Origin of the sequence: Antrihabitans spumae, from assembly GCF_043944905.1 — a bacterium.
In the GTDB taxonomy this organism is placed as follows: Bacteria; Actinomycetota; Actinomycetes; order Mycobacteriales; family Mycobacteriaceae; genus Antrihabitans; species Antrihabitans spumae.
The window spans coordinates 1-12,286 of record NZ_JBIMSN010000055.1; the positions used below are offsets into that span (position 1 = coordinate 1).

14 protein-coding genes are annotated in these 12,286 nt (G+C 65.2%); 8 read left to right on the forward strand and 6 right to left on the reverse strand.

The features are described from left to right. Nucleotides 1–69 precede the first annotated feature (69 nt). The 4 genes from ACHIRB_RS12670 to ACHIRB_RS12685 are packed head-to-tail and all read right to left on the reverse strand — an operon-like array spanning nucleotide 70 to nucleotide 3,498. Entirely contained in the window at nucleotides 70–1,383 is a 1,314-nt protein-coding gene (locus ACHIRB_RS12670) for a sensor histidine kinase (RefSeq protein ID WP_395125942.1), read from the reverse strand. Nucleotide 1,384: 1 nt separating this feature from the next. After that, nucleotides 1,385–2,065: a response regulator transcription factor gene (locus ACHIRB_RS12675; RefSeq protein WP_395116996.1), complete on the reverse strand. Its 681-nt coding sequence runs from the start codon at nucleotides 2,063–2,065 to the stop codon at nucleotides 1,385–1,387. Nucleotides 2,066–2,087: 22 nt separating this feature from the next. Further along, nucleotides 2,088–2,690, reverse strand: coding sequence for a PH domain-containing protein (locus ACHIRB_RS12680; RefSeq protein ID WP_395125941.1), 603 nt, complete (start codon nucleotides 2,688–2,690; stop codon nucleotides 2,088–2,090). A gap of 10 nt (nucleotides 2,691–2,700) precedes the next feature. Beyond that, on the reverse strand, nucleotides 2,701–3,498 hold the full coding sequence (locus ACHIRB_RS12685; protein ID WP_395125940.1) for a biotin--[acetyl-CoA-carboxylase] ligase: 798 nt from the start codon (nucleotides 3,496–3,498) through the stop codon (nucleotides 2,701–2,703). A gap of 92 nt (nucleotides 3,499–3,590) precedes the next feature. On the opposite strand from ACHIRB_RS12685, the gene ACHIRB_RS12690 reads away from it, so the two are divergent. From ACHIRB_RS12690 to ACHIRB_RS12700, 3 genes are read left to right on the forward strand one after another with little or no spacing between them, the layout of a single operon-like run. Next, nucleotides 3,591–5,231, forward strand: a complete 1,641-nt coding sequence (locus ACHIRB_RS12690; protein WP_395125939.1) for an acyl-CoA carboxylase subunit beta — start codon at nucleotides 3,591–3,593, stop codon at nucleotides 5,229–5,231. A gap of 52 nt (nucleotides 5,232–5,283) precedes the next feature. Further along, a complete protein-coding gene (locus ACHIRB_RS12695; protein WP_395125938.1) occupies nucleotides 5,284–5,628 on the forward strand; it encodes an acyl-CoA carboxylase subunit epsilon in 345 nt (114 codons plus the stop codon). Between the two features lie 10 nt (nucleotides 5,629–5,638). Next, nucleotides 5,639–6,307: a Maf family protein gene (locus ACHIRB_RS12700; protein ID WP_395125937.1), complete on the forward strand. Its 669-nt coding sequence runs from the start codon at nucleotides 5,639–5,641 to the stop codon at nucleotides 6,305–6,307. Nucleotides 6,308–6,326: 19 nt separating this feature from the next. Here ACHIRB_RS12700 and ACHIRB_RS12705 read toward each other — a convergent pair whose 3' ends face one another. Continuing rightward, complete coding sequence (locus ACHIRB_RS12705) at nucleotides 6,327–6,980, reverse strand: helix-turn-helix transcriptional regulator (protein WP_307829522.1); 654 nt, start codon at nucleotides 6,978–6,980, stop codon at nucleotides 6,327–6,329. 220 nt (nucleotides 6,981–7,200) lie between these two features. Here ACHIRB_RS12705 and ACHIRB_RS12710 point away from each other — a divergent pair, with 220 nt between their 5' ends. The 5 genes from ACHIRB_RS12710 (at nucleotide 7,201) to ACHIRB_RS12730 (ending at nucleotide 11,265) form a co-directional block, all read left to right on the forward strand. Beyond that, nucleotides 7,201–8,097, forward strand: coding sequence for a sulfurtransferase (locus ACHIRB_RS12710; RefSeq protein ID WP_395125936.1), 897 nt, complete (start codon nucleotides 7,201–7,203; stop codon nucleotides 8,095–8,097). Further along, on the forward strand, nucleotides 8,094–8,507 hold the full coding sequence (locus ACHIRB_RS12715) for a SufE family protein (RefSeq protein ID WP_395125935.1): 414 nt from the start codon (nucleotides 8,094–8,096) through the stop codon (nucleotides 8,505–8,507). The genes ACHIRB_RS12710 and ACHIRB_RS12715 overlap by 4 nt, the downstream gene beginning before the upstream one ends. A gap of 201 nt (nucleotides 8,508–8,708) precedes the next feature. Beyond that, nucleotides 8,709–10,508 (forward strand): acetyl/propionyl/methylcrotonyl-CoA carboxylase subunit alpha, encoded by a 1,800-nt coding sequence (locus tag ACHIRB_RS12720; RefSeq protein WP_395125934.1) that lies wholly within the window; start codon nucleotides 8,709–8,711, stop codon nucleotides 10,506–10,508. 11 nt (nucleotides 10,509–10,519) lie between these two features. Continuing rightward, the gene (locus ACHIRB_RS12725) at nucleotides 10,520–10,885 is read left to right on the forward strand and encodes a DUF1707 SHOCT-like domain-containing protein (protein ID WP_395125933.1); all 366 of its coding nucleotides are present in this window, start codon (nucleotides 10,520–10,522) and stop codon (nucleotides 10,883–10,885) included. 29 nt (nucleotides 10,886–10,914) lie between these two features. After that, nucleotides 10,915–11,265 carry a hypothetical protein gene (locus ACHIRB_RS12730; protein WP_395125932.1) on the forward strand — a complete coding sequence of 117 codons (351 nt, stop codon included), beginning with the start codon at nucleotides 10,915–10,917 and terminating at the stop codon, nucleotides 11,263–11,265. On the opposite strand, the gene ACHIRB_RS12735 is transcribed toward ACHIRB_RS12730, so the two are convergent. Next, nucleotides 11,258–12,271, reverse strand: a complete 1,014-nt coding sequence (locus ACHIRB_RS12735) for a zinc-binding metallopeptidase family protein (RefSeq protein ID WP_395125931.1) — start codon at nucleotides 12,269–12,271, stop codon at nucleotides 11,258–11,260. The genes ACHIRB_RS12730 and ACHIRB_RS12735 overlap by 8 nt on opposite strands. Nucleotides 12,272–12,286 lie beyond the last annotated feature (15 nt).

A 12,286-nucleotide genomic window follows, 5' to 3' on the forward strand; every position in this document is an offset into this window, starting at 1 on the left:
CACCATTCTTTGTCTGCGACACAGTCCTCTGCCGAATTAGCGTGAAAGCGCGAGGCTAGCGAGTCGGGTCTAACGCGGTTCGCCGACGGGCTCTCGCTGCGGCTCCACGACGTTCTCGACGGCGGCGAGGAACAACGCGAACAAGGCAGGGCTACGACGCTGCAGTTCCAATCTGCCGCCATCCGCCTCGACGAGTGCGCGCGCCAGCGCGAGGCCTACTCCGGTCGATCCAGCGCCCGAGAATCCACGGTCGAAGATGTGCGGCGCAAGGTCGTTGCTCACACCGCGTCCTTCGTCGGCGACTTCGACGCACACGCTCGGTTCCCTGTCCCCGACGCCTCGCACCATCCGGACCGAGACCGTGCACACCCCGCCCCCGTGCACCAGTGCGTTGTCGACGAGCACGGTGACCGCCTCGCGCAGCCTCGAACCCGTCACCGGTGCACGCAACGCCGCGTCACCGCCGAGCCGCAGGGAGCGTCCGGCATCTTCGAACGGTCGCTGCCATTCGGCGATGACCGTCGACAGTTCGTCAACGACCGACAACGCGACGCCGCTCACGGCTCCCTCGACTCGCGACGCCCTGACCAGGTCGTCTATCGCAATGGTCAGGCGGTCCACCTGCGCCATCGCCTCCTCCGCCTCGTCGACGACGGCGGGATCGGCGTGCACGGAGAGTTCGTCGAGCCGCAGCCGGACCGCTGTCAGCCTGCTGCGCAACTGATGCGACACGTCGGCAACGAGCGCGCGTTCGCGCTGCAGCCGGATAGCAATTTCCACAGTCGCCGAGTCCAGCACGTCGGACACCCTGTCGAGTTCCGGAATACCGTGGCGGCGTGGGTCGGGCCGGAAGTCGCCTTCTGCCAGCCGAGCGGCCCGCGCGGCGACGTCGCGAAGCGGATCGGCTAGACGCCTCGCGGTGATCACGGCGACCGCCGTGCCCGCCGCCATCGACGCGATGACGACGAGTCCGACCGCCCCGACCGCCTGCTTCTGCCGTTCCCGCATCTCGTCGGAGGGCACCTCGAGCCGCAACGAGCCGGACGTGCCCATCGACAACGATTCGACCAGCGCGTGTTCGACGGTTCGGGCGCCGATGTCGGCGCGGGATGCGCTGTCCTGCGGGGTCGGATACACGATGACCAGTAGCCCGCCGTCGGGAACGAGCAACCGCACCGAACTGGTGTCGAGCGGCCCGCTGACCATGCCTGCCTCGCCCTCCTGGGCGATGATCTCGGCCGCGATCCGGTCCAGACGCGACTGCAGGTCGTTGCGGGTGATGTCTTCGACCCAGAGCCAGGCCGTGTACATCAGCGGAATGCCGAGTACGAGCGTGGTGAAGGTCACCACAGCGAGGATCGACAGCAGTATTCGGCGCCGCACGTCAGTCCGTGTTCAGCCGGAACCCGACCCCGCGGACCGTCGCAATTCTGCGTTCGGCAACCGGACCCTCGTCGCCGATCTTTCGGCGCAACCAGGACATGTGCATGTCGAGCGTTTTCGAACCACGCAGATCGACGTCACCCCAGACTTCGCGGAGGATGGTGTCGCGTGAGACCACCTGACCCGCGCGGTCGAGCAAGACCTTGAGTAGCTCGTACTCTTTGTTGGCAAGCGCGATCTCGGCACCGTTGCACAACACTCGGCGCGCGGCGGGTTCGAGTCGGATGCCACGGACCTCGACGACCGCGTCTTCGATCCCGCCACTGCGTCGCAGCAGTGCGCGAACGCGGGCCATCAGCTCGGCGAGGCGGAACGGCTTGCCGACGTAGTCGTCGGCACCGGCATCGAGACCGACGACGAAGTCGACTTCGTCGGTTCGTGCGGTGAGCATGAGCACGGCGAGGTCGGAGCCGCGGATCCGAACCTGACGGCACACCTCGAGACCGTCCATACCCGGTAGGCCGAGATCGAGGATCAGGAGATCGTGAGAGCCTTCGAGAGCAAGCTCGAGTATCTCGGGACCGGTTGCGGCAACGGTGACCGTGTACCCCTCACGACCGAGCGCGCGGGACAGCGGCGCGGCGATAGCCTCGTCGTCTTCGGCCAATAGAACTGCAGTCACCCGACCAGGGTACGGCGCATCGCTACCGGCGGCGCCGATCGTCGCGATCGCCGCCGAATTCTGAGCCCGGATCGTCGTCGAAGTCGCGCGAGCGGTCGCGGTCGGACGCCCGGTCCGATCCTCGATAGATGTTGGAAGCGTCGAAAACCTGGTGGTACAGCAGCGAGTGCACGCTCTCGACCTTGGGGATGTCGTCGAATTCGAGTGGATCCTCCGATGCCGATCCGATGATCAGTGTCCCGGTGCCGAGCATGCGGTCGAAGAGTCCGTGACGGAACTGCACGTTGGAGATTCGGCCCATCGGGATGTCGATACCGGTGTGGGTGAGGATGCCGTGTCGAATCAGCACACGTCGGTCGGTGACGATGAAATGCGTTGTCCGCCAACGCAACAGCGGCGGGAGGGTACGCCAGCAGAGGATACCGACCCACACCACCGCGATCGCGATCAAGGCCGCCGTCTGCGCGGTGCCGGTCAGTTCGTTCTGGACGAGGCCGAGCAGAAACCCGGCAAGAGCAGTCGCGACGATGAAGGTCAGCGCGGGAAGGAACAGCATCTTCCAGTGCGGATGGCGGTGGAGCAGGAGTTGCTCGTCCCCCGCAAGCGCATCATCGGGATATCCCATGGCCGGGACACTACTCGAGGGGACGCAGATGCGTCACATCTCCCGCAGACACCGCACGCCCGTCGATGATCAGCCGGCCGTTGGCGTCGACATCCGTTGCGGTGCCTTCGATCCGGTCGCCGCCGGGAAGTTCGGCACGCACCTGCGCACCGATCGTCGCGCAACGCTCGCGGTAGGCATCCGCCAACTCGCCCGTCGCCCACCCTGCCGACTCCCACGCGGTGAATCTGCTTGCAAACTCTCGCAGCAACGCACGGACGAGGGTGGTCCGATCGCTGACCTCGGCACCCGCGAGAACCAGCGACGTCGCCTCGGGGACAGGTAGTTCGTCCTCGGTGAGCGACACGTTGAGACCGATGCCGACGACGACGGTCGGGTTCTTGCCTGTCGTACCGACCTCGGCGAGGATTCCGCACAACTTGCGACCCTCGACGAGAACGTCGTTCGGCCACTTCAATTCGGCAGGCACCTTCGCGACCGAACTAACTGCGTCCGCGACCGCTACGCCGGTCAGCAGGGGCAGCCAACCGAGATCCGCGGGTGCAATGCCGGGTAGCCGGACGAGAACCGACAACGCGACCTGCGCCTGCGCCGGACTCACCCAGGTGCGCTGATGGCGGCCTCGACCACTCGTCTGAAACTCCGCGACGAGAACACTGCGGTCCGCCTCGGCGTCGGCGGCGCGGGCGAGCAGATCGGCGTTGGTCGAGCCGGTTTCGGCGACCACATCCAGCTGTGAGAAGAACGGATCGAGTCCGCGGCGCAGTTCGGTGACGTTGAGCGGCGGACGGTCCAGGTTCGAGTACATACAAACGACCCTACGACCTCACGCGCTATCTACTCGTCGGTAGCACAGGCTCGATTTTTTCGCGGTCAGAACCCTCGTTAAGCTGACTGCCCATGACCAGTGTCCAGCAGCAGCCCGAGGCCGACGCGGCACCCGCGCCCGATATCCACACGACGGCGGGAAAGCTCACCGACCTGCGCAATCGCTTGGAAGAGGCGAAGATCCCCAGCGGCGAGGCCGCGGTCGACCGTGTGCACGCGAAGGGCAAGCTGACGGCCCGTGAGCGGATCACCGCACTGCTCGACGACGGTTCCTTCGTCGAGATGGACGCGCTCGCTCGCCATCGCAGTGTCAACTTCGGACAGGCGGACAACCGGCCGCTCGGCGACGGCGTCGTGACCGGGTTCGGCACCATCGACGGTCGCGACGTCTGCATCTTCAGTCAGGACGTCACCGTGTTCGGCGGCAGCCTCGGCGAGGTCTACGGCGAGAAGATCGTCAAGGTCATGGACCTTGCGATCAAGACGGGTCGGCCGCTGATCGGGATCAACGAGGGTGCGGGCGCACGTATTCAGGAAGGCGTCGTCTCGCTCGGTCTCTACGGCGAGATCTTCCATCGCAACGTGCAGGCATCCGGTGTCATCCCGCAGATCTCGCTCATCATGGGCGCGGCAGCCGGCGGCCACGTGTACTCCCCCGCACTCACCGACTTCGTGGTGATGGTCGATCAGACCAGCCAGATGTTCGTCACAGGCCCCGACGTCATCAAGTCGGTCACCGGCGAAGAGGTCACGATGGAAGACCTCGGTGGCGCACACACCCACATGGTCAAATCCGGTGTCGCGCACTACGTTGCCTCCGGTGAGCAGGACGCGCTCGACTACGTGAAGGATCTGCTCAGCTACCTGCCGAGCAACAACCGTGGCGAGGCTCCGCGCTTCCCGGCGACCGACCCGATCGTCGGAGCAATCGACGACTCCCTCACCGCCGAGGACATCGAACTCGACACGCTGATTCCCGATTCCCCGAACCAGCCGTACGACATGCACGAGGTCATTCGTCGCATCCTCGACGACGACGAGTTCCTCGAGGTCCAGGCCGAGCGTGCGATGAACATCATCGTCGGCTTCGGACGAGTGGACGGCAGAAGTGTTGGAATTGTTGCCAACCAGCCGACCCAGTTCGCAGGCTGCCTCGACATCGACGCATCGGAGAAGGCCGCACGTTTCGTACGGACCTGCGACGCATTCAACGTCCCGATCATCACGCTCGTCGACGTTCCGGGCTTCCTGCCCGGCACCGGCCAGGAGTACAACGGCATCATCCGCCGCGGCGCGAAGTTGCTGTACGCCTACGGCGAGGCGACGGTCGGCAAGATCACCATCATCACCCGCAAGGCGTACGGCGGCGCGTACGACGTGATGGGCTCCAAGCACATGGGCGCCGACGTCAACCTGGCGTGGCCGACCGCGCAGATCGCCGTGATGGGCGCATCGGGCGCCGTCGGATTCGTCTACCGCAAGCGACTGCTCGAAGCCGCGAAGAACGGTGAAGACGTCGATGCATTGCGCTTGGAATTGCAGAACGAGTACGAGGACACCCTCGTCAACCCGTATGTTGCCGCCGAGCGCGGCTACGTCGACGCCGTGATTCCGCCGTCGCACACGCGTGGGCAGATCGTGTCGGCGCTGCGGTTGCTGGAGCGCAAGATGGTGAGCTTGCCCGCCAAGAAGCACGGCAACATTCCGCTATGACCGCTACCCCTTTCACCGCTATGTGGATTGTGAACGAACAGGATTCGATACTGTGACTCTCGTAACCGAGAACGAGGTGCTTCGGGATCTGGAAACGAGATCCACAAACTTGGGGAGTGGCGACATCGACGAGTTGGCGAACGGTTCGGAGTCGACTGTCGAACCGACGGTCGACACGCCCACGAACGAGCAACTGATCAAGGTGCTCAAGGGCAATCCGAGCGATGCCGAAATCGCGGCTCTCGTCGCCGTGCTCAGCGCGGCAGCGGCGAGCACCTCCGCAGCGCCGGAGTCGACGCGACCGGTCGAGCTGTGGGGTCACCCGACCTCGCTGCATCGTGGCGTGTCGCCGTTCTCGCCGTACGCGTATCCGCAGCTGTCACACCTGCGCGACTGAGCGGCAGCGCTTGACCACGTTTATCCTTGCCTCGGCCTCGCCGGCACGGCTGAAGGTGTTGCGCGCCGCAGGCCTCGAGCCTGTCGTCCGCGTGTCCGATGTGGACGAAGATGCGGTCGCCGCAGCGTTGCCCGGGGGCACAACGCCGGACGGCGTCGTGGTCGCCCTCGCACAGGCGAAAGCCAGGACCGTCGCCGGCGAACTGAGCGCCGGCCTCGACGGTGTCTGCTGGCTCGACGGTGCCGACGCCTTCGACAGCGTCGTCGTCGGTTGCGATTCGATGTTGCACATCGCAGGCGAACTGCAGGGCAAACCTCTCAGCGTCGAGGTGGCGCGGCAACGCTGGGCAACGATGGCCGGGCGAAGCGGCGACCTACTCACCGGTCACAGTGTCCTGCGACTGCGCGACGGCAAGGTCGTTGCCGCAGCGTCGGGGTGCACGACGACGACCGTCCACTTCGCCTCACCCTCCGACACCGACCTGGACGCCTACCTCGCGTCGGGTGAACCGCTGCAGGTTGCGGGAGCATTCACTCTCGACGGGCTCGGCGGCTGGTTCGTCGAGAAGATCGACGGCGATCCGTCGAGTGTGATCGGTATCGGCCTACCGTTGTTGCGCCGCTTGCTCTCCGAGGTCGGCGTGAGCATCAGCGATCTCTGGGACAGGTCAGGAAGCTGAACTGGCGCGCGAAAGCTGATCAGGCGCGCGAAAGCGCAATCGACGGCGCCAACCGTGCAAGGCACAGATCCGGCTCGACGAACGGGTGCAGACTGGCCGTGAACGCGCCCGGCTGGCCGGCGCGATCGAGCACCTCGCGCATCAGCCCGAGGTGGACCCCACACACAACTTCGGAATGGGTACGCGCAAGTTCGCGCAGCGGACAGGCGGTGAGCCGGATCGTCGCAGTGTCCTGCGACGACGTGACGTCCGCCGCGCGGTCGGGCGCAAATCCCAACTCGGCGAGAAGCGACGTCGCAACTTCCCTCGCGTCGTCGAGTGTCTCCACCGTTCGATCGCCGTCGTCCATCTTCGCCGCCCACGCTCTGCCTGCGGTCACGGACGCATCGAGCCGACGCTTGGGGTCGGCGCCGAGCTGATCGGCAAGCACCTGAGCTAACTCCTGGTAGCCGACCGTTCGCTGAACGGCGGTGTAGCCGATCCGCGGTCGCCCCCGCCCGCGCGGTGGCTGCTGCACCTGGCACACCAGCGATTCACGGGTGAGGACATCGAGATGGAATCGCACGGTCGTGACGTGCTGACCAGTCTCGACCGCCAGCTCCCGAGCATCCATCGGCTCGCTTGCCCGTCGTAGTATTGCGAGCAGACGTCGCCGCGGCCATGAGTCCGACACGGTGGGCCCCCTTTCGCAGGTGACTTTATCGGATCACCGTTCGCTAAATTCATGCCCACCTGGTAACAGGTTGGCAACACGTTACGACTCAGCCTTGCGGTTACGATCGAAGTTCGCGTGAGTAGTGCTGTACCCGTATTGCAGCGGTTTCAGTCGCACGCTCGGCACGACCCTCGTCACATTTCCCCGTTCGCCCCAGATGCTCTAACCAAGGAGACCAGTGGCTGTCCCGAAAGACCCCAACCGCGCGTTCGAGAACTACGCCCACCCCGAGCGGCTCGTATCGACGCAATGGCTGTCGGCTCAGAGCGGCAATCCTGACGTCAAGATCGTCGAATCGGACGAAGACGTCTTGCTCTACGACATCGGACACATCCCCGGCGCGATGAAGATCGACTGGCATCTCGACCTGAACGACCCCGTGACACGCGACTACATAGATGGCAAGCAGTTCGCAGATCTGATGAGCCGCAAGGGAATTCGGCGTGAAGACACCGTCGTGATCTACGGCGACAAGAGCAACTGGTGGGCTGCCTACGCACTGTGGGTCTTCACGCTCTTCGGCCACGAAGACGTGCGGCTTCTCGACGGCGGCCGGGACGCGTGGTTCGCCGAGGAGCGCGAGACGAGCTTCGACGTGCCGTCCTATCCCCCGACCGACTACCCCGTCGTCGACCGCCTCGATCCGCCGATCAGAGCATTCAAGGACGACGTACTCGGCCACCTCGGCAAGGGACCGCTCATCGATGTCCGCTCGCCGCTGGAGTACACGGGCGAGCGCACCCACATGCCCGACTACCCCGAGGAAGGCGCGTTGCGCGGCGGCCATATTCCGACGGCGATCAGCATCCCGTGGGCGAAAGCCGCGGCATCGGACGGCCGGTTCCGCTCCCGTCCCGAATTGCAGGAGATCTACGGCGACTTCAAGCCGGACGACGATGTCGTCACCTACTGCCGCATCGGGGAGCGTTCGAGCCACACCTGGTTCGTTCTCACCTACCTGCTCGGCTTCACCACCGTCCGCAACTACGACGGTTCGTGGACCGAATGGGGCAACGCGGTCCGGGTTCCCATCGCAAAGGGCGAGGAGCCGGGTACCGCACCTGGCGCAGCGTGAGCGCTCTGCCTGCGGCGTTGGCTGAGATCGTCGACGACTTCGGAGCCGTCGACGGTCAGGACAAACTGCAGCTGCTACTCGAGTTCAGTCGCGAATTACCCGATCTGCCACCGGAACTGGACGCGGCCGCGATGGAACCGGTTCCCGAATGCCAATCGCCGCTGTTCCTCTCCGTCGATGCGAGCAACACCGATCGTGTTCGCCTGTTCTTCAGCGCGCCGCCCGAAGCGCCGACGACCCGAGGGTTCGCGTCGATCCTGCATCAGGGCTTGGACGGGCGGTCCGCAACGGCCATCCTCGAAACGCCGGACGACTTCTATCTCGCGCTAGGCCTCGGCGACGTCGTGAGTCCGCTGCGCCTTCGAGGGATGTCCGCGATGCTCGCCAGGGTGAAGCGGCATCTGAGGTAGGGGTTCGACCAAAGGCCGTTGCAGGGTCCACCTGCGGCAATTCGGACACTATAAAAAAACTACTCAGCAGTAGGTCGGAGCGTGCTCGAGGGCTGCTCGAGCGTGGCCTACACTCCGATGTGGTGCGCGGGCAGTACGCCGCGCAAAGTCCCGCGATACACCAGGAACGAACGCAGAAGTTCAGGCGACCCAGGAGGCTCAGTGCCAAGTCATGCCAGCGCGCACATCACCAAGGTGCTCGTAGCAAACCGCGGCGAAATCGCGGTTCGCGTGATCCGAGCAGCAAAAGATGCCGGCCTCACCAGCGTTGCCGTCTACGCCGAGCCCGACGCCGATGCACCTTTCGTGCGGCTTGCAGACGAGGCCTTCGCACTCGGTGGGCAGACGTCCGCCGAGTCCTACCTCGTGTTCGACAAGATCCTGGATGCTGCCAAGAAGTCCGGCGCGGACGCCATCCACCCCGGCTACGGATTCCTCTCGGAGAACGCAGACTTCGCGCAGGCCGTCATCGACGCTGGGCTGATCTGGATCGGGCCGTCGCCGCAGTCGATCCGCGACCTCGGCGACAAAGTCACTGCTCGCCACATCGCCGAGCGCGCCAAGGCGCCGATGGCCGCAGGCACCAAGGACCCGGTCAAGAATGCGGACGAGATCGTCGCATTCGCCAAGGAATACGGGGTCCCGGTCGCGATCAAGGCTGCGTTCGGTGGCGGTGGGCGCGGTATGAAGGTCGCCCAGACCATCGAAGAGATTCCCGAGCTTTTCGATTCGGCAACCCGCGAGGCCGTCGCAGCGTTCGGCCGCGGCGAGTGCTTCGTCGAGCAGTACCTCGACAAGGCCCGCCACGTCGAAGCTCAGGTCATCGCAGACCAGCACGGCAACGTCATCGTCGCGGGCACCCGCGACTGCTCGCTGCAGCGCCGCTTCCAGAAATTGGTCGAAGAAGCTCCCGCCCCGTTCCTCACCGACGACCAGCGCGCGCGTATCCACGCCTCCGCGAAGGCGATCTGCAAGGAAGCCGGCTACTACGGCGCGGGCACAGTCGAGTATCTCGTCCAGGGCGACACCGTCTCGTTCCTCGAGGTGAACACCCGGCTGCAGGTCGAGCATCCGGTCACCGAAGAAACGTCCGGCATCGACCTCGTTCGTCAGCAGTTCCGTATCGCCAACGGCGAGAAGCTCGACATCACCGAAGATCCGACACCGCGCGGGCACTCGTTCGAGTTCCGCATCAACGGTGAGGACGCCGGCCGCGGCTTCCTACCTGCACCGGGTCCGGTCACCAAGTTCGAGCCCCCGCAGGGTCCCGGCATCCGCGTCGATTCGGGTGTCGAGTCCGGCAGCGTCATCGGCGGCCAGTTCGACTCGATGCTTGCCAAGCTGATCGTCACCGGCGCTACCCGTCAAGAAGCGCTGGAACGGTCGCGTCGCGCGCTCGCCGAGTTCAACGTCGAGGGCCTTGCAACGGTCATCCCGTTCCACCGCCACATCGTCTCCAATCCCGCGTTCATCGGAGACGGCGAGAAGTTCGACGTCTACACCAAGTGGATCGAAACCGACTGGGAGAACACGATCGAGCCGTTCACCGCCGGTGCACCGCTCGACGAGGACGGTGACGAGGCGCTGCCGCGGCAGAAGGTTGTCGTCGAGGTCGGCGGTCGCCGCGTCGAGGTCTCGCTGCCCGGCCAGTTCTCGATCGGTGGCGGCGGTGGCGGTGCCGCAAGCGGTGTGATCCGCAAGAAGCCGAAGCCACGCAAGCGTGGTGGCGGCGCAGGCGGAGCGGCATCCGGAGACGCTGTCACCGCACCGATGCAGGGCACCGTCGTGAAGGTCGCCGTGACCGAGGGCCAGGAGGTCGCTGCCGGCGACCTGATCGTCGTCCTCGAAGCGATGAAGATGGAGAACCCGGTCAACGCTCACAAGGCGGGTGTCGTCACGGGTCTCTCGGTCGAACCAGGTGCTGCGATCACCCAGGGCACCGTCCTCGCAGAATTGAAGTAACCTCCTCGATCATGGGCGACGAACCGGAGATCAGGGTCGGTACCGCCGAGCGTGAAGACGCTTTGACTCGGCTGAGCGAGCATTTCAGCGCAGGCCGGCTCAGCGTTGCCGAATTCGACGAGCGCAGCGCTGTCGTCACCGCGGCACGTACGAAGGGCGAGCTCGAAGGCGTCTTTGCCGACCTGCCGTCCGCGGTGCCCGCGACCGCGGGATCGCCCGCGACACAGAGCCGTTGGGATTGGCTCGGTGCCATCATCGCCGTGACGCCGATCCTCGCGGTCGTGCTGTTCTTCGTGTTCGACAGCTGGTACTGGTTCTTGCTCGTCCCCGCGGTCCCTGCTCTCATCGAGGGTGGTCGCCGCGTGGTCAAGAACTAGGTGGTCAAGAACTAGGTGGTCGAGAACTGATGGAACCGATCGAGGTCAACGCGGGCGCGTGGTATCTGCGGGCGCTACGGGCCGACGAACGTGTCGACGACCGACCCGCGCTGGCCGACGGCGGCATCGACGACCCCGACTATGTCCGAACCAGGACGACGCAGTGGGCCGAGGAAACCCATTTCTCGTGGGCAGTGTGCCAACCGAACACCGGCGAACTGCTCGCCGAAATCGGGCTGACCCCCGGCGAGGGCACCGACGCCGACCTCACCGGCTGGGCACGGGCGGGCCACGACGACGCGCTGACAACAGGACTCGATGCCGTCAAGCGCTTCGCGGAGGGCGGCTTGGGCCTTTCCGTGACGCTGGTCGCTACGTGACGAGCCGGTAGACGAACCGCATCTTGTCGAGCACTGTTCTCGGCAACACGAACGGGTAGAGGTCGGGGTGACCCATCGACCGGTTCAGCTGGTTCAGCGCCCACGACAGCGGCAGCCACTCCTCGATGATGCGATCGAAGCCCGACGCTCCGAGCAGCTGATGGTCCAACGCGACCCCTGCCCGCGCGAACCCGAACGCCGCTGCGGTGTCGAGGGTGTCCCGGATGTGCAGATAGTGGGCGAACGTTTCGGCCCAGTCCTCTGCCGCGTGCATCGTGGCGTAGGAGGACACGTGCGTACGCTCCCAGCCGCTCGGTGTGCCCTGCTGATAGTGCCGATCCAGCGCGGCCTGATAGTCGGCGTCGGGGTCGCCGAACAGCGTCTCGAACTCGGCGCGGTCGTCGGGACTCGTGACGAGCACCCCGAAATAGTAGTGCCCGACCTCGTGGCGGAAGTGGCCGAGCAACGTTCGATACGGTTCCGCCATCTCGATTCTCAACTGCTCGCGATGGACGTCGTCGCTCTCGGCCAGGTCGAGCGTGACGACACCGTTGAAGTGTCCCGTCATCACCCGCTCATGCGCGCTGGAGAGTAGGTCGAAAGCGAGTCCACGATCCGGGTCGTCGTCACGGTCGGTGATCGGCAGGCCGATCTCGGTGAGCTCGAAGACAAGTCTGCGCTTGGCGGCCTCGGCGTCTGCGAAGGCAGGCAGCGCGTCGAGATCGGAGTCGGCAGGCCGGGTCCGAGTGAGTTTGCACGACCGGCACAAGCCCTCGATGTCGTCGCGGTCGACAACCCAGTTGCAGCGAGCGAGGTGCAGGTTCGCGCACAGCTTGTACTGGCTCTTGTCGACGATGCCGGAGGACGACTCGTCACCGTCGGGTGTTCCGATCACGACGAGCGCACGCTGCTCCAACGAAAAACCAAGTCGGCTGCGGCATTTCAGGCACAGCGAGTTCTCGAAAGTGAGCTGCTGACCGCATTTCGGGCACGCGAAATCCCGCATCGGATTCTGTCCTCC

Coding starts and splice junctions, on each gene's coding strand:
- ACHIRB_RS12730 (WP_395125932.1), top strand. CDS start 10,915: ATGGAACCGATCGAGGTCAACGCGGGCGCGTGGTATCTGCGGGCGCTA.
- ACHIRB_RS12685 (WP_395125940.1), bottom strand. CDS start 3,498: ATGTACTCGAACCTGGACCGTCCGCCGCTCAACGTCACCGAACTGCGC.
- ACHIRB_RS12680 (WP_395125941.1), bottom strand. CDS start 2,690: ATGGGATATCCCGATGATGCGCTTGCGGGGGACGAGCAACTCCTGCTC.
- ACHIRB_RS12725 (WP_395125933.1), top strand. CDS start 10,520: ATGGGCGACGAACCGGAGATCAGGGTCGGTACCGCCGAGCGTGAAGAC.
- ACHIRB_RS12735 (WP_395125931.1), bottom strand. CDS start 12,271: ATGCGGGATTTCGCGTGCCCGAAATGCGGTCAGCAGCTCACTTTCGAG.
- ACHIRB_RS12690 (WP_395125939.1), top strand. CDS start 3,591: ATGACCAGTGTCCAGCAGCAGCCCGAGGCCGACGCGGCACCCGCGCCC.